The sequence below is a fragment of the Streptomyces sp. NPDC041200 genome (assembly GCF_055591805.1).
In genome coordinates this window covers 67,317-92,912 of record NZ_JBVIZF010000010.1, presented here as the reverse complement: position 1 = coordinate 92,912, position 25,596 = coordinate 67,317, and the positions used below count along the sequence as shown (strand labels likewise).

Genomic DNA, 25,596 nt, shown 5'->3' with positions numbered 1-25,596 from the left:
GACCGCCATCATGGCGAAGCTCACCCAGGACGACCTGCTCGCGCAGTTCGAGGAGATGACCCTCATCGAGCTCTCCGAGTTCGTGAAGGCCTTCGAGGAGAAGTTCGACGTCACCGCCGCCGCCCCGGCCGCCGTCGTCGCCGCCGGTGCCCCGGGTGCCCCGGCCGCCGCCGAGGCCGAGGAGGAGCAGGACGAGTTCGACGTCGTGCTCACCGGCGCCGGCGACAAGAAGATCCAGGTCATTAAGGTCGTGCGTGAGCTGACCTCTCTGGGCCTGAAGGAGGCCAAGGACCTCGTCGACGGCACCCCGAAGCCGGTCCTCGAGAAGGTCAGCAAGGAGGCCGCGGAGAAGGCCGCCGAGTCCCTCAAGGGCGCCGGCGCCTCCGTCGAGGTCAAGTGATCTCACGGGTCGGATGACCCGCTGTGCCGTGAGGGCGATCACCCGTTGGGGTGGTCGCCCTTCGGTGTTCTTGTGACGGCTACGCTGACTTTCCGGTTCCGGCAGGTATGGTGATCTTCGTTGCCCGTCGCCACGCCCTGTGACGATCTCGGCGGAGTGGGGGGCCTTGACGAACGGCACGCAGCGCGCAATTCTCGGGACGCGACGTCACACCGATCCGTAAGTCCGAGGCATGGATCGTCGGCGAAGCGGGCAGTATCGATATGCGCTGGCGAAGCGCGGGCTGCCGATCAGGCGGGTGAAGGACAACGAGGGGCGTGCCCCCTCACCGGAGGGAGAGATTGGCGCTGCCGGTCTCAGAAACTCGGCGCTGGACATCAGTGTGCCAAGTGGCTACACTGACCCTTTGCGCTGCCTGTTAGCTGCTCCCTGCCCGTCACCAGGGGCATACCCACCTTTGAGCACTGCCGATGAAACCGCCCTGACAGGGGATTTCATCCATGGGTTCGCGGTGGGACCGGTACGCGCGTAGTGAGTCCGAGCCCTCGGAAGGACCCCCTCTTGGCCGCCTCGCGCAACGCCTCGACTGCCAATACGAACAATGGCGCCAGCACCGCCCCGCTGCGCATCTCCTTTGCGAAGATCAAGGAGCCTCTCGAGGTTCCGAACCTCCTTGCACTGCAGACCGAGAGCTTCGATTGGCTGCTCGGCAATGCCGCCTGGAAGGCTCGCGTCGAGGCTGCGCTGGACAGCGGTCAGGACGTCCCCACCAAGTCCGGTCTGGAAGAGATCTTCGAGGAGATCTCCCCGATCGAGGACTTCTCCGGGTCGATGTCCCTGACCTTCCGTGATCACCGCTTCGAGCCGCCGAAGAACTCGATCGACGAGTGCAAGGAGCGCGACTTCACGTTCGCCGCGCCGCTCTTCGTCACCGCCGAGTTCACCAACAACGAGACCGGCGAGATCAAGTCCCAGACGGTCTTCATGGGCGACTTCCCGCTCATGACGCCGAAGGGCACCTTCTGCATCAACGGCACCGAGCGTGTCGTCGTCTCGCAGCTGGTCCGCTCGCCGGGTGTGTACTTCGACTCCTCCATCGACAAGACGTCCGACAAGGACATCTTCTCGGCCAAGATCATCCCGTCCCGGGGTGCCTGGCTGGAGATGGAGATCGACAAGCGCGACATGGTCGGCGTCCGCATCGACCGCAAGCGCAAGCAGTCCGTCACCGTCCTGCTCAAGGCGCTCGGCTGGACCACCGAGCAGATCCTCGAGGAGTTCGGCGAGTACGAGTCCATGCGCGCCACCCTGGAGAAGGACCACACCCAGGGCCAGGACGACGCGCTGCTCGACATCTACCGCAAGCTGCGCCCGGGCGAGCCGCCGACGCGTGAGGCCGCGCAGACGCTGCTGGAGAACCTGTACTTCAACCCGAAGCGCTACGACCTCGCCAAGGTCGGCCGCTACAAGGTCAACAAGAAGCTCGGCGCGGACGCCCCCCTCGACGCCGGCGTGCTGACCACCGACGACGTCATCGCGACCATCAAGTACCTGGTCAAGCTGCACGCCGGGGAGACCGAGACGGTCGGCGAGGCCGGCGACATGATCGTCGTCGAGACCGACGACATCGACCACTTCGGCAACCGCCGCCTGCGGAACGTCGGCGAGCTGATCCAGAACCAGGTCCGCACCGGTCTCGCCCGTATGGAGCGCGTCGTCCGCGAGCGGATGACCACCCAGGACGTCGAGGCGATCACGCCGCAGACCCTGATCAACATCCGGCCGGTCGTCGCCTCCATCAAGGAGTTCTTCGGCACCAGCCAGCTGTCGCAGTTCATGGACCAGACCAACCCGCTGTCGGGCCTGACCCACAAGCGCCGTCTGTCGGCGCTGGGCCCGGGTGGTCTGAGCCGTGAGCGGGCCGGGTTCGAGGTCCGTGACGTGCACCCCTCGCACTACGGCCGCATGTGCCCCATTGAGACGCCGGAAGGACCGAACATTGGTCTGATCGGCTCGCTCGCCTCCTACGGCCGGGTCAACGCCTTCGGCTTCGTCGAGACCCCGTACCGCAAGGTCCACGAGGGTGTCGTCACCGACAAGGTGGACTTCCTCACCGCCGATGAGGAAGACCGCTTCGTCATCGCCCAGGCGAACGCGCCGCTGGCCGAGGACAACACGTACGCCGAGAACCGCGTCCTGGTCCGCCGCCGTGGCGGCGAGGTCGACTACGTGCCCGGCTCCGAGGTCGACTACATGGACGTCTCGCCGCGCCAGATGGTGTCGGTCGCGACCGCCATGATCCCCTTCCTCGAGCACGACGACGCCAACCGCGCGCTCATGGGCTCGAACATGATGCGTCAGGCCGTGCCGCTGATCAAGGCGGAGTCCCCGCTGGTCGGCACCGGCATGGAGTACCGCTGCGCGGTCGACGCCGGTGACGTCATCAAGGCCGACAAGGACGGTGTCGTCCAGGAGGTCTCCGCCGACTACGTGACGGTGGCCAACGACGACGGCACCTACACCACGTACCGGATCGCCAAGTTCTCCCGCTCCAACCAGGGCACCTCCTTCAACCAGAAGGTCGTCGTCGATGAGGGCGCCCGCGTCATCACCGGCCAGGTCCTGGCCGACGGCCCGTCCACCGAGGACGGCGAGATGGCGCTCGGCAAGAACCTGCTCGTCGCGTTCATGCCGTGGGAGGGCCACAACTACGAGGACGCGATCATCCTCAGCCAGCGGCTGGTGCAGGACGACGTCCTCTCCTCGATCCACATCGAGGAGCACGAGGTCGACGCCCGGGACACCAAGCTCGGCCCCGAGGAGATCACCCGGGACATCCCGAACGTCTCCGAGGAGGTCCTGGCCGACCTCGACGAGCGCGGCATCATCCGCATCGGCGCCGAGGTCGTGGCCGGGGACATCCTGGTCGGCAAGGTCACCCCGAAGGGTGAGACCGAGCTGACCCCGGAGGAGCGCCTGCTGCGCGCGATCTTCGGCGAGAAGGCCCGTGAGGTCCGTGACACCTCGCTGAAGGTGCCGCACGGCGAGATCGGCAAGGTCATCGGCGTCCGCGTCTTCGACCGCGAAGAGGGCGACGAGCTGCCCCCCGGCGTGAACCAGCTGGTCCGCGTCTACGTGGCGCAGAAGCGCAAGATCACCGACGGTGACAAGCTCGCCGGCCGCCACGGCAACAAGGGCGTCATCTCGAAGATCCTGCCGGTCGAGGACATGCCGTTCCTGGAGGACGGCACCCCGGTCGACATCATCCTCAACCCGCTGGGTGTCCCGTCCCGAATGAACCCGGGACAGGTCCTGGAGATCCACCTCGGCTGGCTGGCCTCCCGCGGCTGGAAGGTCGAGGGCTCCGAGGAGTGGATGCAGCGGCTGCAGGCGATCGGCGCCGACGAGGTCCAGCCCGGCACCAACGTCGCGACCCCGGTCTTCGACGGTGCCCGTGAGGACGAGATCGCCGGTCTCTTCGAGTCGACGATCCCGAACCGCGACGGGGACCGCCTGGTCCAGTCGTCCGGTAAGGCCCGGCTCTTCGACGGCCGCTCCGGCGAGCCGTTCCCGGACCCGATCTCGGTCGGCTTCATGTACATCCTCAAGCTGCACCACCTGGTGGACGACAAGCTGCACGCCCGGTCCACCGGCCCGTACTCGATGATCACCCAGCAGCCGCTGGGCGGTAAGGCTCAGTTCGGTGGCCAGCGCTTCGGAGAGATGGAGGTGTGGGCGCTGGAGGCTTATGGCGCCGCGTACGCCCTCCAGGAGCTGCTGACCATCAAGTCCGACGACGTCACCGGCCGCGTGAAGGTCTACGAGGCCATCGTCAAGGGCGAGAACATCCCCGAGCCCGGCATCCCCGAGTCCTTCAAGGTGCTCATCAAGGAGATGCAGTCCCTGTGCCTCAACGTGGAGGTGCTGTCCAGCGACGGCATGTCCATCGAGATGCGCGACACCGACGAGGACGTCTTCCGCGCTGCGGAGGAGCTCGGCATCGACCTGTCGCGGCGCGAGCCGAGCAGCGTCGAAGAGGTCTGACGGGTCTGGCCGGGGCGGCACGTACGCACCCGCCCCGGCCTCTCCCCGGACCCCCAGTCAGACCCGAAGACACGACCCTGAAAGAGGGATTGACGACAAGTGCTCGACGTCAACTTCTTCGACGAGCTGCGGATCGGCCTCGCCACTGCTGACGACATCCGTCAGTGGTCCCACGGCGAGGTCAAGAAGCCGGAGACCATCAACTACCGCACCCTGAAGCCCGAAAAGGACGGACTCTTCTGCGAGAAGATCTTCGGTCCGACCCGGGACTGGGAGTGCTACTGCGGCAAGTACAAGCGCGTCCGCTTCAAGGGCATCATCTGTGAGCGCTGTGGCGTCGAGGTCACCCGCGCCAAGGTGCGCCGTGAGCGGATGGGCCACATCGAGCTGGCCGCTCCCGTCACCCACATCTGGTACTTCAAGGGCGTCCCGAGCCGTCTGGGTTACCTGCTCGACCTCGCCCCGAAGGACCTCGAAAAGGTCATCTACTTCGCCGCCTACATGATCACGTGGGTCGACGAGGAGCGCCGCACGCGCGACCTGCCCTCGCTGGAGGCCCACGTCTCCGTCGAGCGCCAGCAGATCGAGCAGCGCCGCGACGCCGACCTGGAGGCCCGCGCCAAGAAGCTCGAGGCGGACCTCGCCGACCTGGAGGCCGAGGGCGCCAAGGCCGACGTGCGCCGCAAGGTGCGCGAGGGCGCCGAGCGCGAGATGAAGCAGCTGCGCGACCGCGCCCAGCGCGAGATCGACCGTCTCGACGAGGTGTGGAACCGCTTCAAGAGCCTCAAGGTCCAGGACCTGGAGGGCGACGAGCTGCTCTACCGTGAGCTGCGTGACCGCTTCGGCACGTACTTCATGGGCGGCATGGGCGCCGCTGCCCTGCAGAAGCGCCTGGAGTCCTTCGACCTCGACGAGGAGGCCGAGAAGCTCCGCGAGATCATCCGGACCGGCAAGGGCCAGAAGAAGACCCGTGCGCTCAAGCGCCTCAAGGTCGTCTCCGCCTTCCTGCAGACCCGCAACAGCCCCAACGGCATGGTGCTGGACTGCATCCCGGTGATCCCGCCGGACCTGCGTCCGATGGTGCAGCTGGACGGTGGCCGCTTCGCGACCTCCGACCTGAACGACCTGTACCGCCGTGTGATCAACCGGAACAACCGCCTCAAGCGTCTCCTTGACCTCGGTGCGCCCGAGATCATCGTGAACAACGAGAAGCGGATGCTGCAGGAGGCCGTCGACGCGCTGTTCGACAACGGCCGCCGCGGCCGCCCGGTGACCGGGCCCGGTAACCGTCCGCTGAAGTCCCTCAGCGACATGCTGAAGGGTAAGCAGGGCCGGTTCCGTCAGAACCTGCTCGGTAAGCGCGTCGACTACTCGGCCCGTTCGGTCATCGTCGTCGGCCCGCAGCTCAAGCTGCACCAGTGCGGTCTTCCCAAGGCCATGGCGCTGGAGCTCTTCAAGCCGTTCGTGATGAAGCGCCTGGTGGACCTCAACCACGCGCAGAACATCAAGTCGGCCAAGCGCATGGTCGAGCGCGGCCGCACGGTCGTGTACGACGTGCTCGAAGAGGTCATCGCCGAGCACCCGGTGCTGCTGAACCGTGCGCCGACCCTGCACCGCCTCGGCATCCAGGCCTTCGAGCCGCAGCTGGTCGAGGGCAAGGCCATTCAGATTCACCCGCTCGTCTGCACCGCGTTCAACGCGGACTTCGACGGTGACCAGATGGCCGTGCACCTGCCGCTGTCCGCGGAGGCCCAGGCCGAGGCCCGCATCCTGATGCTGTCCTCGAACAACATCCTCAAGCCGGCCGACGGCCGGCCGGTGACCATGCCGACCCAGGACATGGTGCTGGGTCTGTTCTTCCTCACCACCGACGAGGAGGAGCGCAAGGTCATCGGCGAGGGCCGGTCCTTCGGCTCCAGCGCCGAGGCGATCATGGCGTTCGACGCCCGGGAGCTGTCGCTCCAGGCGAAGATCGACATCCGCTTCCCGATCGGCACGGTCCCGCCCCGCGGCTGGACCCCGCCGGCTCCCGAAGAGGGCGAGCCCGCCTGGCAGCAGGGTGACAGCTTCCGGCTGCGCACCACGCTGGGCCGCGCGCTCTTCAACGAGCTGCTGCCCGAGGACTACCCGTTCGTCGACTACTCGGTGGGCAAGAAGCAGCTCTCCGAGATCGTCAACGACCTCGCCGAGCGCTACCCCAAGGTCATCGTCGCGGCGACCCTGGACAACCTGAAGGCGGCCGGTTTCCACTGGGCCACCCGCTCCGGTGTCACCGTGGCCATCTCCGACATCGTCGTGCCCGAGGCCAAGAAGGCCATCATCACGGGCTACGAGGCGCAGGACGAGAAGGTCCAGAAGCAGTACGAGCGCGGTCTGATCACCAAGGACGAGCGCACCCAGGAACTGATCGCGATCTGGACCAAGGCGACCAACGAGGTCTCCGAGGCGATGAACGCGAACTTCCCGAAGACCAACCCGATCTTCATGATGGTCGACTCGGGCGCGCGCGGAAACATGATGCAGATGCGTCAGATCGCCGGTATGCGTGGTCTGGTGTCCAACGCGAAGAACGAGACCATCCCGCGGCCCATTAAGGCGTCGTTCCGTGAGGGTCTCTCCGTGCTGGAGTACTTCATCTCCACCCACGGTGCCCGTAAGGGTCTCGCGGACACCGCCCTGCGTACCGCCGACTCGGGTTACCTGACCCGTCGTCTGGTGGACGTCTCGCAGGACGTGATCATCCGCGAGGAGGACTGCGGCACCGAGCGCGGCCTCAAGCTGGCGATCGCGACCACGGGCGCGGACGGTGTGCTGCGCAAGACCGAGGACGTCGAGACCAGCGTGTACGCGCGCTGCCTCGCCGAGGACATCGTCGTGGACGGGAAGGTCCTGGCCCCGGCCGGCACCGACCTGGGCGACGTGCTCATCGACGAGCTGGTCCGGCACGGCGTCGGGACGGTCAAGACCCGCTCGGTGCTCACCTGCGAGTCCGCCGTCGGCACCTGCGCCATGTGCTACGGCCGCTCGCTGGCGACCGGCAAGCTGGTGGACATCGGCGAGGCCGTCGGCATCATCGCCGCCCAGTCCATCGGTGAGCCCGGCACCCAGCTGACGATGCGTACCTTCCACACCGGTGGTGTGGCCGGTGACGACATCACCCAGGGTCTGCCGCGTGTCGTCGAGCTCTTCGAGGCCCGTACGCCCAAGGGCGTCGCGCCGATCTCGGAGGCGGCCGGCCGCGTCCGGATCGAGGAGACCGAGAAGACCAAGAAGCTCGTCGTCACCCCGGACGACGGCTCCGACGAGACCGCCTACGGCGTCTCCAAGCGGGCCCGTCTGCTGGTGGGCGAGGGCGACCACGTCGAGGTCGGCCAGGCGCTGACCGTGGGTGCCACCAACCCGCACGACGTGCTGCGCATCCTCGGTCAGCGCGCCGTCCAGGTGCACCTGGTCGGCGAGGTCCAGAAGGTCTACAACTCGCAGGGTGTGTCGATCCACGACAAGCACATCGAGATCATCATCCGGCAGATGCTGCGCCGGGTCACGATCATCGAGTCCGGCGACGCGGAGCTGCTGCCGGGCGAGCTGGTGGAGCGCACGCGCTTCGAGGGTGAGAACCGTCGTGTGGTGCAGGAAGGCGGCCACCCGGCCTCCGGCCGTCCGCAGCTGATGGGTATCACCAAGGCCTCGCTGGCGACCGAGTCCTGGCTGTCGGCGGCGTCCTTCCAGGAGACGACCCGGGTGCTCACCGACGCGGCGATCAACGCCAAGTCGGACTCCCTGATCGGCCTCAAGGAGAACGTCATCATCGGTAAGCTCATCCCGGCCGGTACGGGCCTGTCCCGCTACCGCAACATCCGGGTCGAGCCGACCGAGGAGGCGAAGGCCGCGATGTACTCGGCCGTCGGCTACGACGACATCGACTACTCGCCCTTCGGCACCGGCTCCGGCCAGGCCGTTCCGCTGGAGGACTACGACTACGGTCCGTACAACCAGTAAGAGCGTCATCTGTTCGCAGGGCGGTCACCCCATGGCGGGGTGGCCGCCCTGCGGCTATGCTCCGGGTTGGTGTGTCCAGCGCGTGTGCATTTGTTTTGACCGGAGCGGATGCGGTAGGTACGCTCTGACCTTGTGCCTGGGGTGTCCCTGGGCTCCCGTATGCGCTCAGCGCTGCCGGGGGGCCGAGGTGTCGACACCAACAATTCGCACTCTCCTGACTTTCGCAGGGGGCTGCGGTGTGCGACACACCCGACCGCGTGGGTCGGAGAAACCCCAGGTTAGCTTTATCGAGATCGGCACACAGAAACCGGAGAAACGGTGCCTACGATCCAGCAGCTGGTCCGCAAGGGCCGCCAGGACAAGGTCGAGAAGAACAAGACTCCCGCACTGGCGGGGTCGCCGCAGCGTCGTGGCACGTGCACTCGCGTGTTCACCACGACGCCGAAGAAGCCGAACTCGGCGCTCCGCAAGGTCGCGCGTGTCCGGCTGAGCAGTGGGATCGAGGTCACCGCCTACGTCCCGGGTGAGGGTCACAACCTGCAGGAGCACTCCATCGTGCTCGTGCGCGGCGGTCGAGTGAAGGACCTGCCGGGTGTTCGCTACAAGATCATCCGCGGCTCCCTCGACACGCAGGGCGTCAAGAACCGCAAGCAGGCTCGCAGCCGCTACGGCGCCAAGAAGGAGAAGTAAGAATGCCTCGTAAGGGTCCCGCCCCGAAGCGCCCGGTCATCATCGACCCGGTTTACAACTCTCCTCTGGTGACTTCCCTCATCAACAAGGTCCTGCTGAACGGCAAGCGCTCCACCGCCGAGCGCATTGTCTACGGCGCCATGGAGGGCCTGCGTGAGAAGTCCGGCAACGACCCGGTCATCACGCTCAAGCGCGCGCTGGAGAACGTGAAGCCGACCCTCGAGGTCCGCTCCCGTCGTGTCGGTGGCGCCACCTACCAGGTGCCGGTCGAGGTTCGTCCTGGCCGCTCCTCCACCCTCGCGCTGCGCTGGCTCGTGGGTTACTCCCGCGCCCGTCGCGAGAAGACCATGACCGAGCGCCTGATGAACGAGCTGCTGGACGCCAGCAACGGTCTCGGCGCCTCCGTCAAGCGTCGCGAGGACACCCACAAGATGGCCGAGTCCAACAAGGCCTTCGCGCACTACCGCTGGTAGTCGCTACCCCCATCGAGACCGAGAGAAGACTGAAGCCTTATGGCTACCACTTCACTTGACCTGGCCAAGGTCCGCAATATCGGGATCATGGCCCACATCGACGCGGGCAAGACGACGACCACCGAGCGGATCCTGTTCTACACCGGTGTGAGCTACAAGATCGGTGAGGTCCACGACGGCGCTGCCACGATGGACTGGATGGAGCAGGAGCAGGAGCGCGGCATCACGATCACGTCGGCCGCGACGACCTGTCACTGGCCGCTTGAGGACACCGATCACACGATCAACATCATTGACACCCCGGGGCACGTCGACTTCACGGTCGAGGTGGAGCGTTCGCTGCGCGTCCTCGACGGTGCCGTGACGGTGTTCGACGGTGTGGCCGGCGTGGAGCCGCAGTCCGAGACCGTTTGGCGTCAGGCGGACCGCTACGGCGTGCCGCGGATCTGCTTCGTCAACAAGCTCGACCGCACCGGTGCCGAGTTCCACCGCTGTGTCGACATGATCACGGACCGCCTGGGCGCGGTCCCGATCGTCATGCAGCTGCCGATCGGCACCGAGGCCGACTTCAAGGGCGTCATCGACCTCGTCACCATGAAGGCGCTGGTCTGGAACATCGAGGCCTCCAAGGGCGAGATGTACGACACCGTCGACATCCCGGACAGCCACAGCGAGGCCGCCGACGAGTGGCGCGGCAAGCTGCTGGAGACCGTCGCCGAGAACGACGAAGAGATGATGGAGCTGTACCTGGAGGGCGAGGAGCCCTCCGTGGAGCAGCTGTACGCGGCGATCCGCCGCATCACCATCGCCTCCGGCGTGGGCGGCGGCACCACCGTCACCCCCGTGTTCTGCGGCACCGCGTTCAAGAACAAGGGTGTGCAGCCCCTGCTCGACGCGGTCGTCCGGTACCTGCCGTCGCCGATCGACGTCGAGGCGGTCGAGGGCCACTCGGTCAAGGACCCCGAAGAGATCATCAAGCGGCGTCCGACCGAGGAAGAGCCGCTGTCGGCGCTGGCGTTCAAGATCGCGAGCGACCCGCACCTCGGCAAGCTCACCTTCATCCGGGTCTACTCGGGCCGTCTCGTGGCCGGCACTCAGGTGCTGAACTCCGTGAAGGGCAAGAAGGAGCGCATCGGCAAGATCTACCGGATGCACGCGAACAAGCGTGAGGAGATCGAGTCGGTGGGTGCCGGTGACATCGTCGCCGTCATGGGTCTGAAGCAGACCACCACCGGTGAGACCCTCTGCGACTCGTCGAGCCCGGTGATCCTCGAGTCCATGGACTTCCCGGCCCCGGTCATCGAGGTGGCCATCGAGCCGAAGTCCAAGGGCGACCAGGAGAAGCTGGCCGTCGCGATCCAGCGGCTCGCCGAGGAGGACCCGTCCTTCCGCGTCAAGACTGACGAGGAGACCGGCCAGACCATCATCGCCGGTATGGGTGAGCTCCACCTCGACGTGCTCGTCGACCGCATGAAGCGCGAGTTCAAGGTCGAGGCCAACGTCGGCAAGCCGCAGGTGGCCTACCGCGAGACGCTGAACAAGGCGGTCGAGCGGTACGACTACACGCACAAGAAGCAGACTGGTGGTTCCGGCCAGTTCGCCAAGGTGCAGATCGCGCTGCAGCCCCTCGAGGGCGATGGCTACGAGTTCGAGAACAAGGTCACCGGTGGCCGCATCCCGCGGGAGTACATCCCGTCCGTGGACGCGGGCTGCCAGGAGGCCATGGAGTTCGGCGTGCTCGCCGGCTACCCGCTGACCGGCGTCAAGGTCGTGCTTCTCGACGGTGGCTACCACGAGGTCGACTCCTCCGAGATGGCCTTCAAGATCGCCGGTTCGATGGCCTTCAAGGAGGCCGCCCGCAAGGCCAGCCCGGCCCTGCTCGAGCCGATGATGAAGGTCGAGGTCACGACGCCCGAGGACTACATGGGTGACGTGATCGGCGACATCAACTCCCGCCGTGGTCAGATCCAGTCCATGGAGGACCGTAGCGGCGCCAAGCTGGTGATCGGTCTGGTCCCGCTGTCGGAGATGTTCGGCTACGTGGGCGACCTGCGCAGCAAGACCTCTGGCCGCGCCAGCTACTCCATGCAGTTCGACTCCTACGCCGAGGTTCCCAGGAACGTCGCCGAGGAGATCATCGCGAAGGCCAAGGGCGAGTAACGCGGCTTCATCCGCATTCCTCACCCTTTAGGCTGGAGCAAGAGGCATCGGGTGTTCCGTCATAGATCGTCCACCGTGGCGGTCCATGGCGGGGCCCCGGCCGCCGGCCCCCATAACGAATACGGCGAAGGGCATCCCCCTCGGGGTCCTGGCCGGTTCGGTAAGACCACCTGAACCCGTCCGCAAGTCGCGGATGCGTTACAGAACCACTCCGTAGGAGGACCCCAGTGGCGAAGGCGAAGTTCGAGCGGACTAAGCCGCACGTCAACATCGGCACCATCGGTCACATCGACCACGGTAAGACCACTCTTACCGCGGCGATCACCAAGGTGCTGCACGACGCGTTCCCGGACCTGAACGAGGCCTCGGCCTTCGACATGATCGACAAGGCGCCGGAAGAGCGCCAGCGCGGTATTACGATCTCCATCGCGCACGTCGAGTACCAGACGGACTCGCGTCACTACGCGCACGTTGACTGCCCCGGTCACGCGGACTACATCAAGAACATGATCACCGGTGCCGCGCAGATGGACGGCGCGATCCTCGTGGTCGCCGCCACCGACGGCCCGATGCCGCAGACCAAGGAGCACGTGCTCCTGGCCCGCCAGGTCGGCGTTCCGTACATCGTCGTCGCCCTGAACAAGGCCGACATGGTGGACGACGAGGAGATCCTGGAGCTCGTCGAGCTCGAGGTCCGTGAGCTGCTCTCCGAGTACGAGTTCCCGGGCGACGACGTCCCGGTCGTCAAGGTCTCGGCGCTCAAGGCGCTCGAGGGCGACGCCGAGTGGGGCAAGTCCGTCCTCGACCTGATGAAGGCCGTCGACGACGCCATCCCGCAGCCGGAGCGCGACGTCGACAAGCCGTTCCTCATGCCGATCGAGGACGTCTTCACCATCACCGGCCGCGGTACGGTCGTCACCGGCCGTATCGAGCGTGGTGTGCTGAAGGTCAACGAGAACGTCGACATCATCGGCATCAAGAACGAGAAGACCTCGACCACCGTCACCGGTATCGAGATGTTCCGCAAGCTGCTCGACGAGGGCCAGGCCGGTGAGAACGTCGGTCTGCTCCTCCGCGGCATCAAGCGCGAGGACGTCGAGCGCGGCCAGGTCATCATCAAGCCGGGCTCGGTCACCCCGCACACCGAGTTCGAGGCCCAGGCGTACATCCTGTCCAAGGACGAGGGTGGCCGCCACACGCCGTTCTTCAACAACTACCGTCCGCAGTTCTACTTCCGTACCACGGACGTGACGGGCGTTGTGACCCTCCCCGAGGGCACCGAGATGGTCATGCCGGGCGACAACACCGAGATGTCCGTCCAGCTGATCCAGCCGGTCGCCATGGAGGAGGGCCTGAAGTTCGCCATCCGTGAGGGTGGCCGGACCGTCGGCGCCGGTCAGGTCACCAAGATCACCAAGTGACCTGACGCTCTTCGGAGCACGCTCCCCGGAGCACCGAGCCCCACTCGCCTTCACCGGCGGGTGGGGCTTTTCCGTATCTGGGTACCCGGCCATCCGCATCGAAGCTGAGTTCGACTTCGGGAGTACGGATGATGACCAATGGAAAGATCGCGGTCGCGATCACGGGAGGCTACCTCCTGGGGCGCACCAAGAAGGCCAAACTCGCCATCGGGCTGGGCATGTTGCTCGCCGGGAAGAAGATCACCCTCGATCCGCAGCAGCTGGCCCGGGCGGTCGCCGATTCCCCGCTGCTGAGCGGTCTGAACGCGCAGGCGCGCAAGGAGCTGACCGGGGCCGCCAAGAAGGCCGCGACCTCGGCCCTGTCCACCCGCATGAACGGCCTCGCCGATTCGCTGCACGACCGCACCCTGAGCCTTCGGGGCGAAGCGGACGACGGCGCCGAAGCCGAGGACCGCGAGGACGAGGAGCCGGAGGACGACGAGCCGGCCGACGAGGAAGGCGAACGGAAACCGCCGCCCCGCAAGGCACCGCAGGCCAAGACGCCGCAGGCCAAGGCGGCCAAGGCCCCGGCCGGACGGGCGCGCAAGGCCGCCGCCTCGTCCTCCGCGCCCGCGAAGAAGACGGCCAAGAAGGCCGCGAAGAAGACCGCGAAGACCGCTGGGGGCCGCAATGGCTGACACGTTGGGCAAGCTGAAGGACGACATCGTGCGCAGCCCGGCCGCGGACCGCCTCAAGGACGAGCTGCAGTCCTACGTCCAGGCCCGGGCGACCCACGCGATCTCCGGGCTCGGCAGCGGCCTCGCGAAGGGCACCCAGGCGCTCGCCGAGGGGAAGTCGCCGGGCCAGGCCGTGTTCAAGGCCGGAGCCTCCCAGCTGAAGGATTCGCTGAAGGACAAGATCAAGGGGGCCTTCGGCAAGGCCAAGGGCGGCGGCAAGAGCGGCGGCGGCAAGTCCAAGAGCGTCACGGTGGTCGAGGACATCGACGTCGGGGTGCCGGTCCGCGAGGCGTACGACCAGTGGACCCAGTTCCAGGAGTTCAGCACCTTCGCCAAGGGCGTCGTCAGCGTCGAGAAGGCCGACGACACCAGCAGCAACTGGAAGGTGAAGGTCGCCAAGTCCACGCGCAGCTGGAAGGCCAACGTCACCGAGCAGGTGCCCGACGAGCGGATCAGCTGGACGACCGAGGGCGCCAAGGGCACCGTCAAGGGCGTCGTCACCTTCCATCCGCTCGGCGACAGCCTCACCCGGGTGCTGCTGGTGCTGGAGTACTTCCCCAAGGGCCTGTTCGAGAAGACCGGCAACATCTGGCGTGCCCAGGGCCGCCGGGCGCGGCTCGATCTGAAGCTCTACCGCAAGTTCATCATGATGCGCGGCGAGGCCACGGACGGCTGGCGCGGGGAGATCCGGGACGGCGAGGTCGTGGTCGACCACGAGACGGCCGTGGCGGAGGAAGAGGAAGGGCGCGACGAGGAGGCCGGGGGAGAGGCCGATGAGCCGGGGGCCGAGCAGGACGACGAGGACGCGGCGTACGAGGACGAGCCGGAGGCCGAGGACGAGGGTGAGGAGGAGCCCGCGTACGAGGCCGAATCCGAGGGCGAGGGCGACGAGGCCGAGCTGGCCGACGAGGACGAGGAGGCGGCGTACGACGAGGACGCCGACGCCGAGGCTGAGGACGCCGAGCCCGAGGAGGAGTACGAGGAGGAGCCCGACGAGGCCGACGAGCCCGCCGAGGACGCCGAGCCCGAGCGCCCGCGGCGCCGTACCGCGGCAGCTCGCCGCTGACGTCCCCTCCGCGCCACCGCTGGGGCGCCCCCGGCCGACAACGGGCCGGGGGCGCCCGTTACGCCCGCGACGTGGGGCGGGGGCGCCAGATCCAGGGCGTGGCGTTCGGCGCGACGCCCACCACGCAGGTCTCCTGATGAGGGCCGGTCAGCAGGGCGGGGGCGCCGACCGGGGTGAGGTGGCCGGGGGAGCGCAGCGGGCGGTCGCCGGGGCCGGTGCCCCACTGGACCTGGACGTCGCCGTCGAGGCTGCGGCCGAGCAGGAGCAGGGTGGTGGCCTTGCCGTCCTCGCCGTTCCCGCCCTCCTTGCCGGGCTCGGGCACGGTGTGCGCGGCGATGGCCCCGTACCCCTCGAAGTGCGGAACCGTGCGGTTCTTCGCGCCGTTCTCCGCGCCGTGGAGGGCGGGCACGGTGGCCGCGGGGGTGCGGTAGACCAGCGAGAGCGAGCCGCTCTGGTCGAACGCGGCGCCGATCTGGTTGCCGCCGGGGCGGGGCAGTCCGGTGGCGGCCCGCAGGGTGACGGGGCCGCCCGGCCTCTCCTGCGACCAGTGGTGCACGGTGTCGCGGCCCGGGGCGATGACGTGGGCCCGGCCCTCGCGGTCGACCAGGGCGGTCAGCCCGTCCTGGATCTCCGCGCCGCCGAGCCGTTCCCAGGGGCCCCAGCGGCCGCCGGCGTCCCGTACCCGGGTGGCGAGGCCCTTCTCGGCGGTCCGTACGAAGAGGTGGACCTTCCCGTCCGGGGTGGCGACCGCCGCGGGGCAGCCGACGCGGCGGCCGTGCTCGGGGTCGGCCTCGGGTGTGCCGAGCCCGGTCCAGGCGCGGAACGGCCCGTCGGGGCGGCTCTGTTCCAGCGCCACGATCTCGCGCAGGTTGGCTCCGCCCTGGCCGTCCAGCGCCGCGAACCGCAGCGCCAGCAGCACCTGGCGTCCCGCCCTGTCACGTACGGCGCTTAAGGCGGGGGCCAGCGGCCCGCCGCCGAGCCCGAGCGGCGCCCCGAAACGCCCGCTGCCGCGGGCGGTTTCGCGCCACTGGACGGCCTGGGTGCCGAGGACGCCGTACGCGACGAGACGGCCCTCGCGGTCGGTGGCGGGGGTGGGCAGGGCGCTGGGGTAGCGGTAGTGGGTGGAGCGTATCCAGCCCTTGCGGTTCTTGAGCGGCCGCACGCCGCCCTGGCTGTAGTCGCCGCAGCCCGCGCTCTCACCGCACTTCCACTCGGGTGAGCCGCCGTACGCCTTGATCACGCGGGCCTTCTGGGCCAGCACGGCGGGCGGCAGATTGTGCGGCCAGCGCTGGTTGTAGTAGCCGCGGAAGGACGTGGTGGTGAAGCGCGGCGCCTCGTGGTCCCGCCGGGTGGACTCGGCGGCCCACTGCGCGATCGCCTTCCAGGTGAACAGCGCGACGGGGGTGTGGTCCCGGTGGTCCGAGCAGCCCGGCTGGTCGTTGTCCTTGGGGTGCAGCGCGTCGTGGACCTGGAAGTCGGGGTCGGGGTCGAGGGTGTGGATGAGCGTGGGCCGGTAGCGGTCCATGATCTCGGCGAGCACGTCGACCAGGGTCTGGTGGACGTACGAACTGGGGTGCGCCACCGGGGAGCCCTCGGCCAGCAGCGTCCGCATGGCCGTGCCGGGGGTGTCCCACAGGTCGGGCATGCGCAGGTGGCCCTCGGACAGCATGGCGATGTTGAGGAAGATCAGCCGGACTCTGCGGGCGCCGTTGGCGAGCACGTTCGTCTCCGCCTTGACGCCGCCGGGCAGGTTCAGCACCGACCGCTGCCACGGCGTGAACTGGTTCAGCCCCAGCATCTGCGCGTACGCCTGGCGCAGCCCCTGGTGGCGGGCGGCGGAGTACGCGGCCTTGTCCGGCGGCGGCAGCGGCCGCCCGGCCACCCGGTTGAGGCCCAGCGCCTCGCCCGCCGTGACGTACACGCTCACCACGGGAACCCCGGAGCGCAGCACGTGCTCGTTGTCGGGGTTCATGAAGTACAGGTCGTCATCGGGGTGCGCCATGACCTGGAGCAGGGTGCCCCGCTTGTCCCCGACCGCCGGGGTGAACGGCTCGGCGGCCCCCGGGCTGCTGGTCGTGCGGGCCGGGGCGGCGGGGGCGGCGGAAGCCCCGGGACGGCTGCTGCACCCGGTGGCAGCGGCGGCGGTGAGGGCCGCCACCGCGGCCAGTGCCTGCCTGCGTGTCGTGCGCGCGGGCAGAGTCCATCGACTGTTCAATTTGGTGACCCTGTCACTTGTGCAGCCCGTAATCCGCAGCTGCTTCCACGTGGTAGGGGACGATCGATGATCTTGAATGGTTGTCCGATGACCGGGAGGTGTCGGTCACACTCCGGACGCGGCGCTGGACAGGGGGCCTAGGCCACCGAGGGGCCGCCGAGGTACCGCCCGGCCTTGGTGTAGGGCCAGGCGTTGGCGACGCAGCCCTTCAGCCCGTCTATCTGCTGCATCATCGCCGGGGCGGGCTTGCCGGGGCCGGGGCAGGTCTCATGGCCGTGGCCGATGCGGTGGCCCACCTCATGGTTGATGATCAGCGCCCGGTATTCGCCGATGGGGCCGTCGAACTCGGGGGAGCCGGTGTTCCAGCGCGTGAGGTTGACCATGACCTGCGTTCCGGCGGCGCAGTTGACCTTGCCGCGGGTCTTCAGTCCGGCCCGCTCGCAGATCTCGTCGACCGTGTCCGGGGTGGCGATCTTCACCTCGAAGTCGTAGCTGCCGTCGGCCACCAGCTGGAAGGAGTGCTTCTGGTCCCTGGTCCAGCCGCGCTGGTCCGCGAGGACCGCGGATATCTCGGCCGCGGCCTTCTTCGCGTCGACGCCCGTGCCCTCCTCCACCTGGACCTTGAACCGCCGCACGTCGCCGCCGTCGCCGATCACCTCGCCGGACGCCTTCGCGGTGATGAAGGTGCCGGTCCCGGCGGGGGCCGTGGGCCGCGCGGGGCGCGTGGGAGCGGCGTCGCGGGAGGACCGGGAGGGCGGCGCCGAGGGCGTGATGGGGGTGGACGGGGCGGCGGTCGGGGACTGGCTCGCCGCCGGGGAGTCGGCGGCGGAGTCCACGGGAGCCGACCGCGCGCCGCCGCCGTCGGCCGGTAACAGGGCGTACGCGGCCAGCAGGGCGCCCGCCGTCACCGCCGCCCCGGTCAGCAGCGGCACCGCCTTCGACCGGCGGCGCCTGCGGCGCCGGGAGCGGCGGTGCGAGGACCGGGCGGGCGGCGCGGCGGACTGCTCGGCGGACTGTTCGGTGACGGTCATGGGTGGGGGTGCTCCAGGGAGTGGGGGCGGTACGGGGTGTCGGCCGCGGCTCAGGAGAAGCGGGCTCAGGAGAAGCGGGCCGAGGAGAGCGCGGCCTTGACGCGCCCGACGAGCCCGGCGTCCGGGGAGGCGAGGCAGGCGTACGCGGCGACCGTGCTGTCGGGATGGCCGGGCAGCGGCTGCCGCCGGCTGAGGAACGCCGTGCCGCCCAGCTCCCGGCAGACCGGGCTCGGGAGCGACTGCTTGACGGGCAGGTCCCGCCCGGGCCGGTCGTAGGACTCCCGGCGCCACAGCAGCAGGGCGCTGTTCTCCGGGAGCCTGGTCACCGGCAGGCACAGCTCGGGACCGTAGCGGGCGTCCTGGAGGGGGTCGCCGCACGCGCCGTCCGGGGTGCTCCGGAGGGCGCCCGACGCCGTGCTCTCCGGCGCCCTCGACGCCGTGACCGGGGACCGGCCCGCCGCCGTGCTCGACGTCTCGTGCGCCGCCGGGCCCGCCAGGACGTACGTCTCGCTCGCGGGCGCGGCCGTGCCGTTCGCGCCGTTCACGTCGTCTGCGCGGCGCGGCTTGGGCACCCGCCAGTCGCCGGGCACGGACACCCGCAGGCCCATGCCGCCCGAGACGTCCGGCAGCTTCAGCACCTTCCGGGGCGTCGCGGTCCGGTCCGGTCCCGGCGTCGTGGCCGGTGTGGTGGAGCCGGGCTCGGCGGAGCGGCCGTCGCGCAGGCCGGTGGCCAGGGACACCGCCCCCGCGATCAGCGCGACCACCATGGGGGCGGCCACGACGGCGGTACGCCGCCTGCGGGCCCGCGCCACCCGGTGCCGTACCCGCTCCATGCGGTCCTCCGGCGCCGTCAGCGGCGGGGTACCGGCGTCCGCGAGCCGCCGCAGCCCGGCCGCGGCGCGGGTCAGCTCCTCGGTGCCGTACCCGCCGGGGTCCTTCTTCGTCGCCATGGTCCTCACCTCACTTCGGCGCGGCGCGGTCGCGGACCGGCGCCGGGGCGGGCACGAGCCCGGGGTCGAGCCCGGGTAATCGGGAGCGCAGCGTGTTCAGGGCCTTCGACGCCTGGCTCTTGACCGTGCCGGTGGAGCAGCCCAGCACCGTGGCGGTCTGCTCCACGCTCAGATCCTCCAGATAGCGCAGGACGACGACCTCGCGCTGGCGCCGGGGCAGCAGCCGCAGCAGCCCGATCAGCGTCCGTCCCTGGTCGACCTCGCCCACCTGGCCGTACGGACCGGCCGGGCCGCCCCGCGAGGACGGCTCGGGCAGCTCGGAGTGGGGCACCTCGCGCCGCCAGTGCCGCCGCCACCAGGACGCGTGCAGATGGACCAGGGTGCGGCGGACGTACGCCTCGGGGTTCTCCTCGGCGATGCGTCCCCACTTCGGCCAGACCCGGGCGAGGGCGCTCTGCAGCAGATCCTCGGCCAGATGCCGGTCGCCGGTCAGGAACCAGGCGGAACGCAGCAGCCGTGGCCCGCAGGCGGCGACGAACTCCTCGAACTCGGTCCAGTCGCCGCCCGCCATGCCGCCCTCGCGTGATTCGAAGCCGATCCTTCGTGTGATCCACGCACGCCGGAACGCGCTGGGGGCGAGGCCTGGTTGCCCACTGTGGGTCACATCACAGGGAAGGGTCCGCCGAAGGGTTCAAGATCTGGGGCGTGGGGTAACCTGCAGGGCCGATTCGCGGAGGCTGGGTCCCGTATGGCAGACTGTCCGGGTTGCTCGGTTGAGTGCCAATGCTGCGCGCCTCCCGCCGGGAGGACTGGAAGCGAGTCCCGCAGTACTCGTCGCCCCTGATCAGGGGCGGAAGTACGGGAATCTTCCGGGAAGTGTCAGCGGGGCCCCAGCCAGGCGCCCGGTGGGTGACTCTCTCCCCCAGCCAAACCCCTTCACCAGGGATCTCTTCTGTGGAGATTTACGAGAAGGGGCGCGACACGCCCGACCGCGTGGGTCGGGGGTGGGGTGGGAGGGCCGCTAACGCCACCGGGTCCCAGAGCGTTACGAGAGACAGGACTACGAAGTAGCCATGGCGGGACAGAAGATCCGCATCCGGCTCAAGGCCTACGACCACGAGGTCATCGACTCCTCGGCGAAGAAGATCGTCGAGACGGTGACCCGCACTGGTGCGTCGGTCGCGGGCCCGGTGCCGCTGCCCACAGAGAAGAACGTGTACTGCGTCATCAAGTCGCCGCACAAGTACAAGGACGCGCGCGAGCACTTCGAGATGCGTACGCACAAGCGCCTCATCGACATCCTCGACCCCACGCCGAAGACCGTCGACTCGCTCATGCGTCTCGACCTGCCGGCGGGCGTCGACATCGAGATCAAGCTCTGAGGTGACGCGCGAGATGGCTAAGCAGATCAAGGGCGTCCTGGGCGAGAAGCTCGGCATGACGCAGGTGTGGGACGAGAACAACCGTGTCGTCCCGGTCACCGTCGTCAAGGCCGGTCCCTGCGTCGTGACCCAGGTCCGTACCGATGACGCGGACGGCTACAACGCCGTCCAGATCGCCTTCGGCGAGATCGACCCGCGCAAGGTGAACAAGCCCCTCAAGGGCCACTTCGCCAAGGCCGACGTCACCCCGCGCCGCCACCTGGTGGAGCTGCGTACCGCTGACGCCAGCGAGTACACGCTCGGCCAGGAGGTCACCGCCGAGGCGTTCGAGTCCGGTGTCAAGGTCGACGTGACCGGCACCAGCAAGGGCAAGGGCACCGCCGGTGTCATGAAGCGCCACGGCTTCGGCGGCCTCGGCGCCGGCCACGGCACCCAGCGCAAGCACCGCTCGCCGGGCTCCATCGGTGGCTGCGCCACCCCGGGCCGCGTGTTCAAGGGCCTGCGCATGGCCGGCCGCATGGGCAACGAGCGGGTCACCACCCAGAACCTGACCGTCCATGCCGTTGACGCGGAGAAGGGTCTGCTCCTGATCAAGGGAGCGGTTCCTGGTCCGAACGGCGGCCTCGTCCTGGTCCGTACCGCGGCCAAGGGGGCCTGAGGTAACCGATGAGCACCATTGACATCCTTTCGCCGGCAGGCGACAAGGCCGGGAACGTCGAGCTCCCCGCGGAGATCTTCGACGCGCAGGTCAGCGTTCCGCTGATCCACCAGGTCGTTGTCGCGCAGCTGGCCGCGGCCCGTCAGGGCACGCACAAGACCAAGACGCGCGGCGAGGTCCGCGGCGGTGGCAAGAAGCCGTACCGCCAGAAGGGCACCGGCCGCGCCCGCCAGGGTTCGACCCGCGCGCCGCAGTTCGCCGGCGGTGGCGTCGTGCACGGTCCCGTGCCGCGCGACTACAGCCAGCGGACCCCGAAGAAGATGAAGGCCGCCGCCCTGCGCGGTGCCCTCTCCGACCGGGCGCGCCACAACCGCGTTCACGTCGTGACCGGCGTGGTCGAGGGCGACATCTCCACCAAGGCCGCCAAGGCCCTGCTGGGCAAGATCAGCGAGCGCAAGCACGTGCTCCTGGTCGCCGAGCGGAGCGACGAGGCCGCGTGGCTGTCCGCCCGCAACCTGCCCCAGGTGCACATCCTGGAGCCGGGCCAGCTGAACACGTACGACGTGCTCGTCTCCGATGACGTGGTCTTCACCAAGGCCGCCTTCGAGTCCTTCGTGGCTGGTCCCAAGGCCGCTGAGAAGACCGAAGGGAGCGCCGCCTGATGAGTGAGGCGACCGCTGTCACCAGCAAGACCTTCACCGACCCCCGCGACGTTCTCGTCAAGCCGGTGGTGTCGGAGAAGAGCTACGCGCTGCTGGACGAGAACAAGTACACGTTCATCGTCGACCCGCGCGCGAACAAGACCCAGATCAAGCAGGCCGTCGAGGCGGTCTTCTCGGTCAAGGTCACCGGGGTCAACACGATCAACCGGCAGGGCAAGCGCAAGCGCACCCGCACCGGTTACGGCAAGCGCAAGGACACCAAGCGCGCCATCGTGACCCTTGCCGAGGGCGACCGTATCGACATCTTCGGCGGCCCGACCTCCTGACGGAGGCCGGAATCGTCCAGAAGTCCGGAATATTCCGAGGACTGAGAAATGGGTATCCGCAAGTACAAGCCGACGACCCCGGGCCGTCGTGGCTCCAGCGTCGCCGACTTCGTCGAGATCACGCGGTCCACGCCGGAGAAGTCGCTGGTCCGCCCGCTGCACAGCAAGGGCGGTCGTAACAACGCCGGTCGCATCACGGTCCGCCACCAGGGTGGCGGTCACAAGCGTGCGTACCGCGTCATCGACTTCCGCCGTCACGACAAGGACGGCGTCCCGGCGAAGGTCGCGCACATCGAGTACGACCCCAACCGCACGGCGCGCATCGCGCTGCTGCACTACGTGGACGGCGAGAAGCGCTACATCCTCGCGCCGCGTGGCATGAAGCAGGGCGACCGGATTGAGAACGGCCCCGGTGCCGACATCAAGCCCGGCAACAACCTGTCGCTGCGCAACATCCCGGTTGGTACCACGCTGCACGCCATCGAGCTGCGGCCCGGTGGCGGCGCCAAGTTCGCCCGCTCCGCGGGTGCCTCGGTGCAGCTGCTGGCGAAGGAGGGCTCCATGGCCCACCTTCGTATGCCGTCCGGTGAGATCCGCCTGGTCGACGTCCGCTGCCGCGCCACCGTTGGCGAGGTCGGCAACGCCGAGCAGTCGAACATCAACTGGGGCAAGGCCGGCCGCATGCGCTGGAAGGGCGTCCGCCCGACCGTTCGTGGTGTGGTCATGAACCCCGTCGACCACCCGCACGGTGGTGGTGAAGGCAAGACCTCCGGTGGTCGCCACCCGGTCTCGCCGTGGGGTCAGAAGGAGGGCCGTACGCGCTCGCCGAAGAAGGCCAGCAACAAGTACATCGTCCGCCGCCGCAAGACGAACAAGAAGCGCTAGGAGCGGGTTTAGATGCCGCGTAGTCTCAAGAAGGGGCCCTTCGTCGACGACCACCTGATCAAGAAGGTGGATGTTCAGAACGAAGCCGGCACCAAGAACGTCATCAAGACCTGGTCCCGCCGCTCGATGATCGTCCCGGCCATGCTCGGCCACACGATCGCGGTGCACGACGGCCGTAAGCACGTCCCGGTGTTCGTCTCCGAGTCGATGGTCGGCCACAAGCTCGGCGAGTTCGCGCCGACCCGCACCTTCCGCGGCCACGAGAAGGACGACCGCAAGTCGCGTCGTCGCTGATCGGCGGAAATGACTCATGACTGACACCGAAGGGACAACCATGGAAGCCAGGGCCCAGGCGCGGTACATCCGCGTCACGCCCATGAAGGCCCGCCGCGTGGTGGACCTCATTCGTGGCATGGGCGCCACGGAGGCTCAGGCGGTCCTGCGTTTCGCCCCGCAGGCCGCGAGCGTGCCCGTCGGCAAGGTGCTGGACAGCGCCATCGCCAACGCCGCGCACAACTACGACCACACCGACGCCGACAGCCTCGTCATCTCCGAGGCCTATGTCGACGAGGGCCCGACCCTGAAGCGTTTCCGTCCGCGCGCCCAGGGCCGCGCCTACCGGATCCGCAAGCGGACCAGCCACATCACCGTGGTCGTCAGCAGCAAGGAAGGAACCCGGTAATGGGCCAGAAGGTTAACCCGCACGGGTTCCGGCTCGGCATCACCACGGACTTCAAGTCCCGGTGGTACGCCGACAAGCTGTACAAGGACTACGTCAAGGAAGACGTCGCCATCCGCCGGATGATGACGAAGGGCATGGAGCGCGCCGGTATCTCCAAGGTGGAGATCGAGCGCACCCGTGACCGCGTCCGCGTCGACATCCACACCGCCCGGCCGGGCATCGTCATCGGCCGCCGCGGCGCGGAGGCCGACCGTATCCGCGGCGAGCTGGAGAAGCTCACCGGCAAGCAGGTGCAGCTCAACATCCTCGAGGTCAAGAACCCCGAGGTGGACGCTCAGCTGGTGGCCCAGGCCGTCGCCGAGCAGCTGTCCTCCCGCGTCTCCTTCCGTCGCGCCATGCGTAAGAGCATGCAGTCGACGATGAAGGCCGGTGCCAAGGGCATCAAGATCCAGTGTGGTGGCCGTCTCGGCGGCGCCGAGATGTCCCGCTCGGAGTTCTACCGCGAGGGCCGCGTGCCCCTGCACACGCTCCGCGCGAACGTCGACTACGGCTTCTTCGAGGCCAAGACCACCTTCGGCCGCATCGGCGTCAAGGTGTGGATCTACAAGGGCGACGTCAAGAACATCGCCGAGGTCCGCGCCGAGAACGCCGCCGCCCGCGCTGGCAACCGCCCGTCGCGCGGCGGCAGCGACCGCCCGCAGCGCCGTGGTGGCGAGCGTGGTGGCCGTGGCCGTAAGCCGCAGCAGCAGAACGCCGCCGCCGAGGCCCCCAAGGCCGAGGCCGCCGCCGCTGCTCCGGCTGCTGAGAGCACCGGAACGGAGGCCTGACCGACATGCTGATCCCTCGCAGGGTCAAGCACCGCAAGCAGCACCACCCCAAGCGGTCCGGCATGGCCAAGGGCGGCACGGAGCTGGCGTTCGGCGAGTACGGCATCCAGGCCGTCACCCCGGCGTACGTCACGAACCGTCAGATCGAGGCCGCTCGTATCGCGATGACCCGCCACATCAAGCGTGGCGGCAAGGTCTGGATCAACATCTACCCGGACCGTCCGCTGACGAAGAAGCCCGCCGAGACCCGCATGGGTTCCGGTAAGGGTTCGCCGGAGTGGTGGGTCGCGAACGTCAAGCCCGGTCGGGTGATGTTCGAGCTGTCCTACCCGAACGAGAAGACTGCGCGTGAGGCGCTCACCCGCGCTGCTCACAAGCTCCCGATGAAGTGCCGGATCGTGCGGCGCGAGGCAGGTGAGTCGTGATGGCGGCCGGTACCAAGGCGTCCGAGCTGCGTGAGCTGAACAACGAGGACCTCGTTGGCAAGCTGCGTGAGGCCAAGGAAGAGCTGTTCAACCTCCGCTTCCAGGCGGCGACCGGACAGCTCGAGAACCACGGCCGGCTGAAGGCCGTCCGCAAGGACATCGCCCGGATCTACACCCTGATGCGGGAGCGCGAGCTCGGCATCGAGACGGTGGAGAGCGCCTGATGAGCGAGACGAATGTGACTGAGAACGCACCGCAGAGCCGCGGCTTCCGCAAGACCCGCGAGGGTCTGGTCGTCAGCGACAAGATGGACAAGACCGTCGTCGTCGCCGTCGAGGACCGCGTCAAGCACGCGCTGTACGGCAAGGTCATCCGCCGTACGAACAAGCTCAAGGCGCACGACGAGCAGAACGCCGCGGGTGTCGGTGACCGTGTCCTCCTGATGGAGACCCGGCCGCTGTCCGCGACCAAGCGCTGGCGCGTCGTCGAGATCCTCGAGAAGGCCAAGTAAATCCCTGAGGGCATTAGCTCTCAGGTCAGTTCCGCCAGGCTCGGCAGGGGCTCGACATATCGAGCCCCTGCCG

24 protein-coding genes are annotated in these 25,596 nt (G+C 68.5%); 20 read left to right on the top strand and 4 right to left on the bottom strand.

The window, feature by feature from the left end:
- The first annotated feature begins 10 nt into the window (after window positions 1–10).
- The 9 genes from rplL to ACZ6CL_RS22865 all read left to right on the top strand — a co-directional run bounded on the left by rplL (window position 11) and on the right by ACZ6CL_RS22865 (window position 14,969).
- Window positions 11–400 (top strand): 50S ribosomal protein L7/L12, encoded by a 390-nt coding sequence (rplL, locus tag ACZ6CL_RS22905; RefSeq protein ID WP_385440598.1) that lies wholly within the window; start codon window positions 11–13, stop codon window positions 398–400.
- A 561-nt stretch (window positions 401–961) separates the two neighbouring features.
- On the top strand, window positions 962–4,444 hold the full coding sequence (gene rpoB / locus ACZ6CL_RS22900; protein ID WP_468938107.1) for a DNA-directed RNA polymerase subunit beta: 3,483 nt from the start codon (window positions 962–964) through the stop codon (window positions 4,442–4,444).
- A gap of 99 nt (window positions 4,445–4,543) precedes the next feature.
- Window positions 4,544–8,443, top strand: coding sequence for a DNA-directed RNA polymerase subunit beta' (locus ACZ6CL_RS22895; protein WP_468938104.1), 3,900 nt, complete (start codon window positions 4,544–4,546; stop codon window positions 8,441–8,443).
- Between the two features lie 318 nt (window positions 8,444–8,761).
- Window positions 8,762–9,133 (top strand): 30S ribosomal protein S12, encoded by a 372-nt coding sequence (gene rpsL / locus ACZ6CL_RS22890; protein ID WP_014054153.1) that lies wholly within the window; start codon window positions 8,762–8,764, stop codon window positions 9,131–9,133.
- Window positions 9,134–9,135: 2 nt separating this feature from the next.
- Window positions 9,136–9,606 carry a 30S ribosomal protein S7 gene (rpsG, locus tag ACZ6CL_RS22885; protein WP_014178748.1) on the top strand — a complete coding sequence of 157 codons (471 nt, stop codon included), beginning with the start codon at window positions 9,136–9,138 and terminating at the stop codon, window positions 9,604–9,606.
- A 39-nt stretch (window positions 9,607–9,645) separates the two neighbouring features.
- Entirely contained in the window at window positions 9,646–11,766 is a 2,121-nt protein-coding gene (gene fusA, locus ACZ6CL_RS22880; RefSeq protein WP_468938101.1) for an elongation factor G, read from the top strand.
- A gap of 227 nt (window positions 11,767–11,993) precedes the next feature.
- Window positions 11,994–13,187 (top strand): elongation factor Tu, encoded by a 1,194-nt coding sequence (gene tuf, locus ACZ6CL_RS22875; protein WP_009715889.1) that lies wholly within the window; start codon window positions 11,994–11,996, stop codon window positions 13,185–13,187.
- 128 nt (window positions 13,188–13,315) lie between these two features.
- Entirely contained in the window at window positions 13,316–13,864 is a 549-nt protein-coding gene (locus ACZ6CL_RS22870; RefSeq protein ID WP_468938098.1) for a hypothetical protein, read from the top strand.
- Window positions 13,857–14,969: an SRPBCC family protein gene (locus tag ACZ6CL_RS22865; protein ID WP_468938095.1), complete on the top strand. Its 1,113-nt coding sequence runs from the start codon at window positions 13,857–13,859 to the stop codon at window positions 14,967–14,969. The genes ACZ6CL_RS22870 and ACZ6CL_RS22865 overlap by 8 nt, the downstream gene beginning before the upstream one ends.
- A 58-nt stretch (window positions 14,970–15,027) precedes the next feature.
- Here ACZ6CL_RS22865 and ACZ6CL_RS22860 read toward each other — a convergent pair whose 3' ends face one another.
- The 4 genes from ACZ6CL_RS22860 to ACZ6CL_RS22845 form a co-directional block, all read right to left on the bottom strand.
- On the bottom strand, window positions 15,028–17,184 hold the full coding sequence (locus tag ACZ6CL_RS22860) for a PIG-L family deacetylase (RefSeq protein WP_468938094.1): 2,157 nt from the start codon (window positions 17,182–17,184) through the stop codon (window positions 15,028–15,030).
- A gap of 137 nt (window positions 17,185–17,321) precedes the next feature.
- On the bottom strand, window positions 17,322–18,215 hold the full coding sequence (locus ACZ6CL_RS22855) for a DUF3152 domain-containing protein (RefSeq protein ID WP_468938092.1): 894 nt from the start codon (window positions 18,213–18,215) through the stop codon (window positions 17,322–17,324).
- Between the two features lie 65 nt (window positions 18,216–18,280).
- Window positions 18,281–19,165, bottom strand: a complete 885-nt coding sequence (locus ACZ6CL_RS22850) for a hypothetical protein (RefSeq protein ID WP_468938090.1) — start codon at window positions 19,163–19,165, stop codon at window positions 18,281–18,283.
- A gap of 10 nt (window positions 19,166–19,175) precedes the next feature.
- Window positions 19,176–19,736: a SigE family RNA polymerase sigma factor gene (locus tag ACZ6CL_RS22845; protein WP_468938088.1), complete on the bottom strand. Its 561-nt coding sequence runs from the start codon at window positions 19,734–19,736 to the stop codon at window positions 19,176–19,178.
- A gap of 502 nt (window positions 19,737–20,238) precedes the next feature.
- On the opposite strand from ACZ6CL_RS22845, the gene rpsJ reads away from it, so the two are divergent.
- The 11 genes from rpsJ to rpsQ are packed head-to-tail and all read left to right on the top strand — an operon-like array spanning window position 20,239 to window position 25,523.
- A complete protein-coding gene (gene rpsJ, locus ACZ6CL_RS22840; protein WP_014054162.1) occupies window positions 20,239–20,547 on the top strand; it encodes a 30S ribosomal protein S10 in 309 nt (102 codons plus the stop codon).
- Between the two features lie 13 nt (window positions 20,548–20,560).
- Window positions 20,561–21,205, top strand: a complete 645-nt coding sequence (gene rplC, locus ACZ6CL_RS22835; RefSeq protein ID WP_398325031.1) for a 50S ribosomal protein L3 — start codon at window positions 20,561–20,563, stop codon at window positions 21,203–21,205.
- A gap of 8 nt (window positions 21,206–21,213) precedes the next feature.
- Window positions 21,214–21,867: a 50S ribosomal protein L4 gene (rplD, locus tag ACZ6CL_RS22830; protein ID WP_468938083.1), complete on the top strand. Its 654-nt coding sequence runs from the start codon at window positions 21,214–21,216 to the stop codon at window positions 21,865–21,867.
- A complete protein-coding gene (rplW, locus tag ACZ6CL_RS22825; RefSeq protein WP_009715880.1) occupies window positions 21,867–22,193 on the top strand; it encodes a 50S ribosomal protein L23 in 327 nt (108 codons plus the stop codon). Before rplD ends, rplW begins: the two co-directional genes overlap by 1 nt.
- Before the next feature lie 48 nt (window positions 22,194–22,241).
- On the top strand, window positions 22,242–23,078 hold the full coding sequence (rplB, locus tag ACZ6CL_RS22820) for a 50S ribosomal protein L2 (protein ID WP_468049115.1): 837 nt from the start codon (window positions 22,242–22,244) through the stop codon (window positions 23,076–23,078).
- 12 nt (window positions 23,079–23,090) lie between these two features.
- Window positions 23,091–23,372 carry a 30S ribosomal protein S19 gene (rpsS, locus tag ACZ6CL_RS22815; RefSeq protein ID WP_009715878.1) on the top strand — a complete coding sequence of 94 codons (282 nt, stop codon included), beginning with the start codon at window positions 23,091–23,093 and terminating at the stop codon, window positions 23,370–23,372.
- A 40-nt stretch (window positions 23,373–23,412) separates the two neighbouring features.
- Window positions 23,413–23,760, top strand: a complete 348-nt coding sequence (gene rplV, locus ACZ6CL_RS22810; RefSeq protein ID WP_039938067.1) for a 50S ribosomal protein L22 — start codon at window positions 23,413–23,415, stop codon at window positions 23,758–23,760.
- Window positions 23,760–24,587 (top strand): 30S ribosomal protein S3, encoded by an 828-nt coding sequence (gene rpsC / locus ACZ6CL_RS22805; RefSeq protein ID WP_009715876.1) that lies wholly within the window; start codon window positions 23,760–23,762, stop codon window positions 24,585–24,587. Before rplV ends, rpsC begins: the two co-directional genes overlap by 1 nt.
- A 5-nt stretch (window positions 24,588–24,592) precedes the next feature.
- Entirely contained in the window at window positions 24,593–25,012 is a 420-nt protein-coding gene (rplP, locus tag ACZ6CL_RS22800; RefSeq protein WP_009715875.1) for a 50S ribosomal protein L16, read from the top strand.
- The gene (gene rpmC, locus ACZ6CL_RS22795; RefSeq protein WP_009715874.1) at window positions 25,012–25,236 is read left to right on the top strand and encodes a 50S ribosomal protein L29; all 225 of its coding nucleotides are present in this window, start codon (window positions 25,012–25,014) and stop codon (window positions 25,234–25,236) included. The genes rplP and rpmC overlap by 1 nt, the downstream gene beginning before the upstream one ends.
- A complete protein-coding gene (gene rpsQ / locus ACZ6CL_RS22790) occupies window positions 25,236–25,523 on the top strand; it encodes a 30S ribosomal protein S17 (RefSeq protein WP_009715873.1) in 288 nt (95 codons plus the stop codon). The genes rpmC and rpsQ overlap by 1 nt, the downstream gene beginning before the upstream one ends.
- Window positions 25,524–25,596 lie beyond the last annotated feature (73 nt).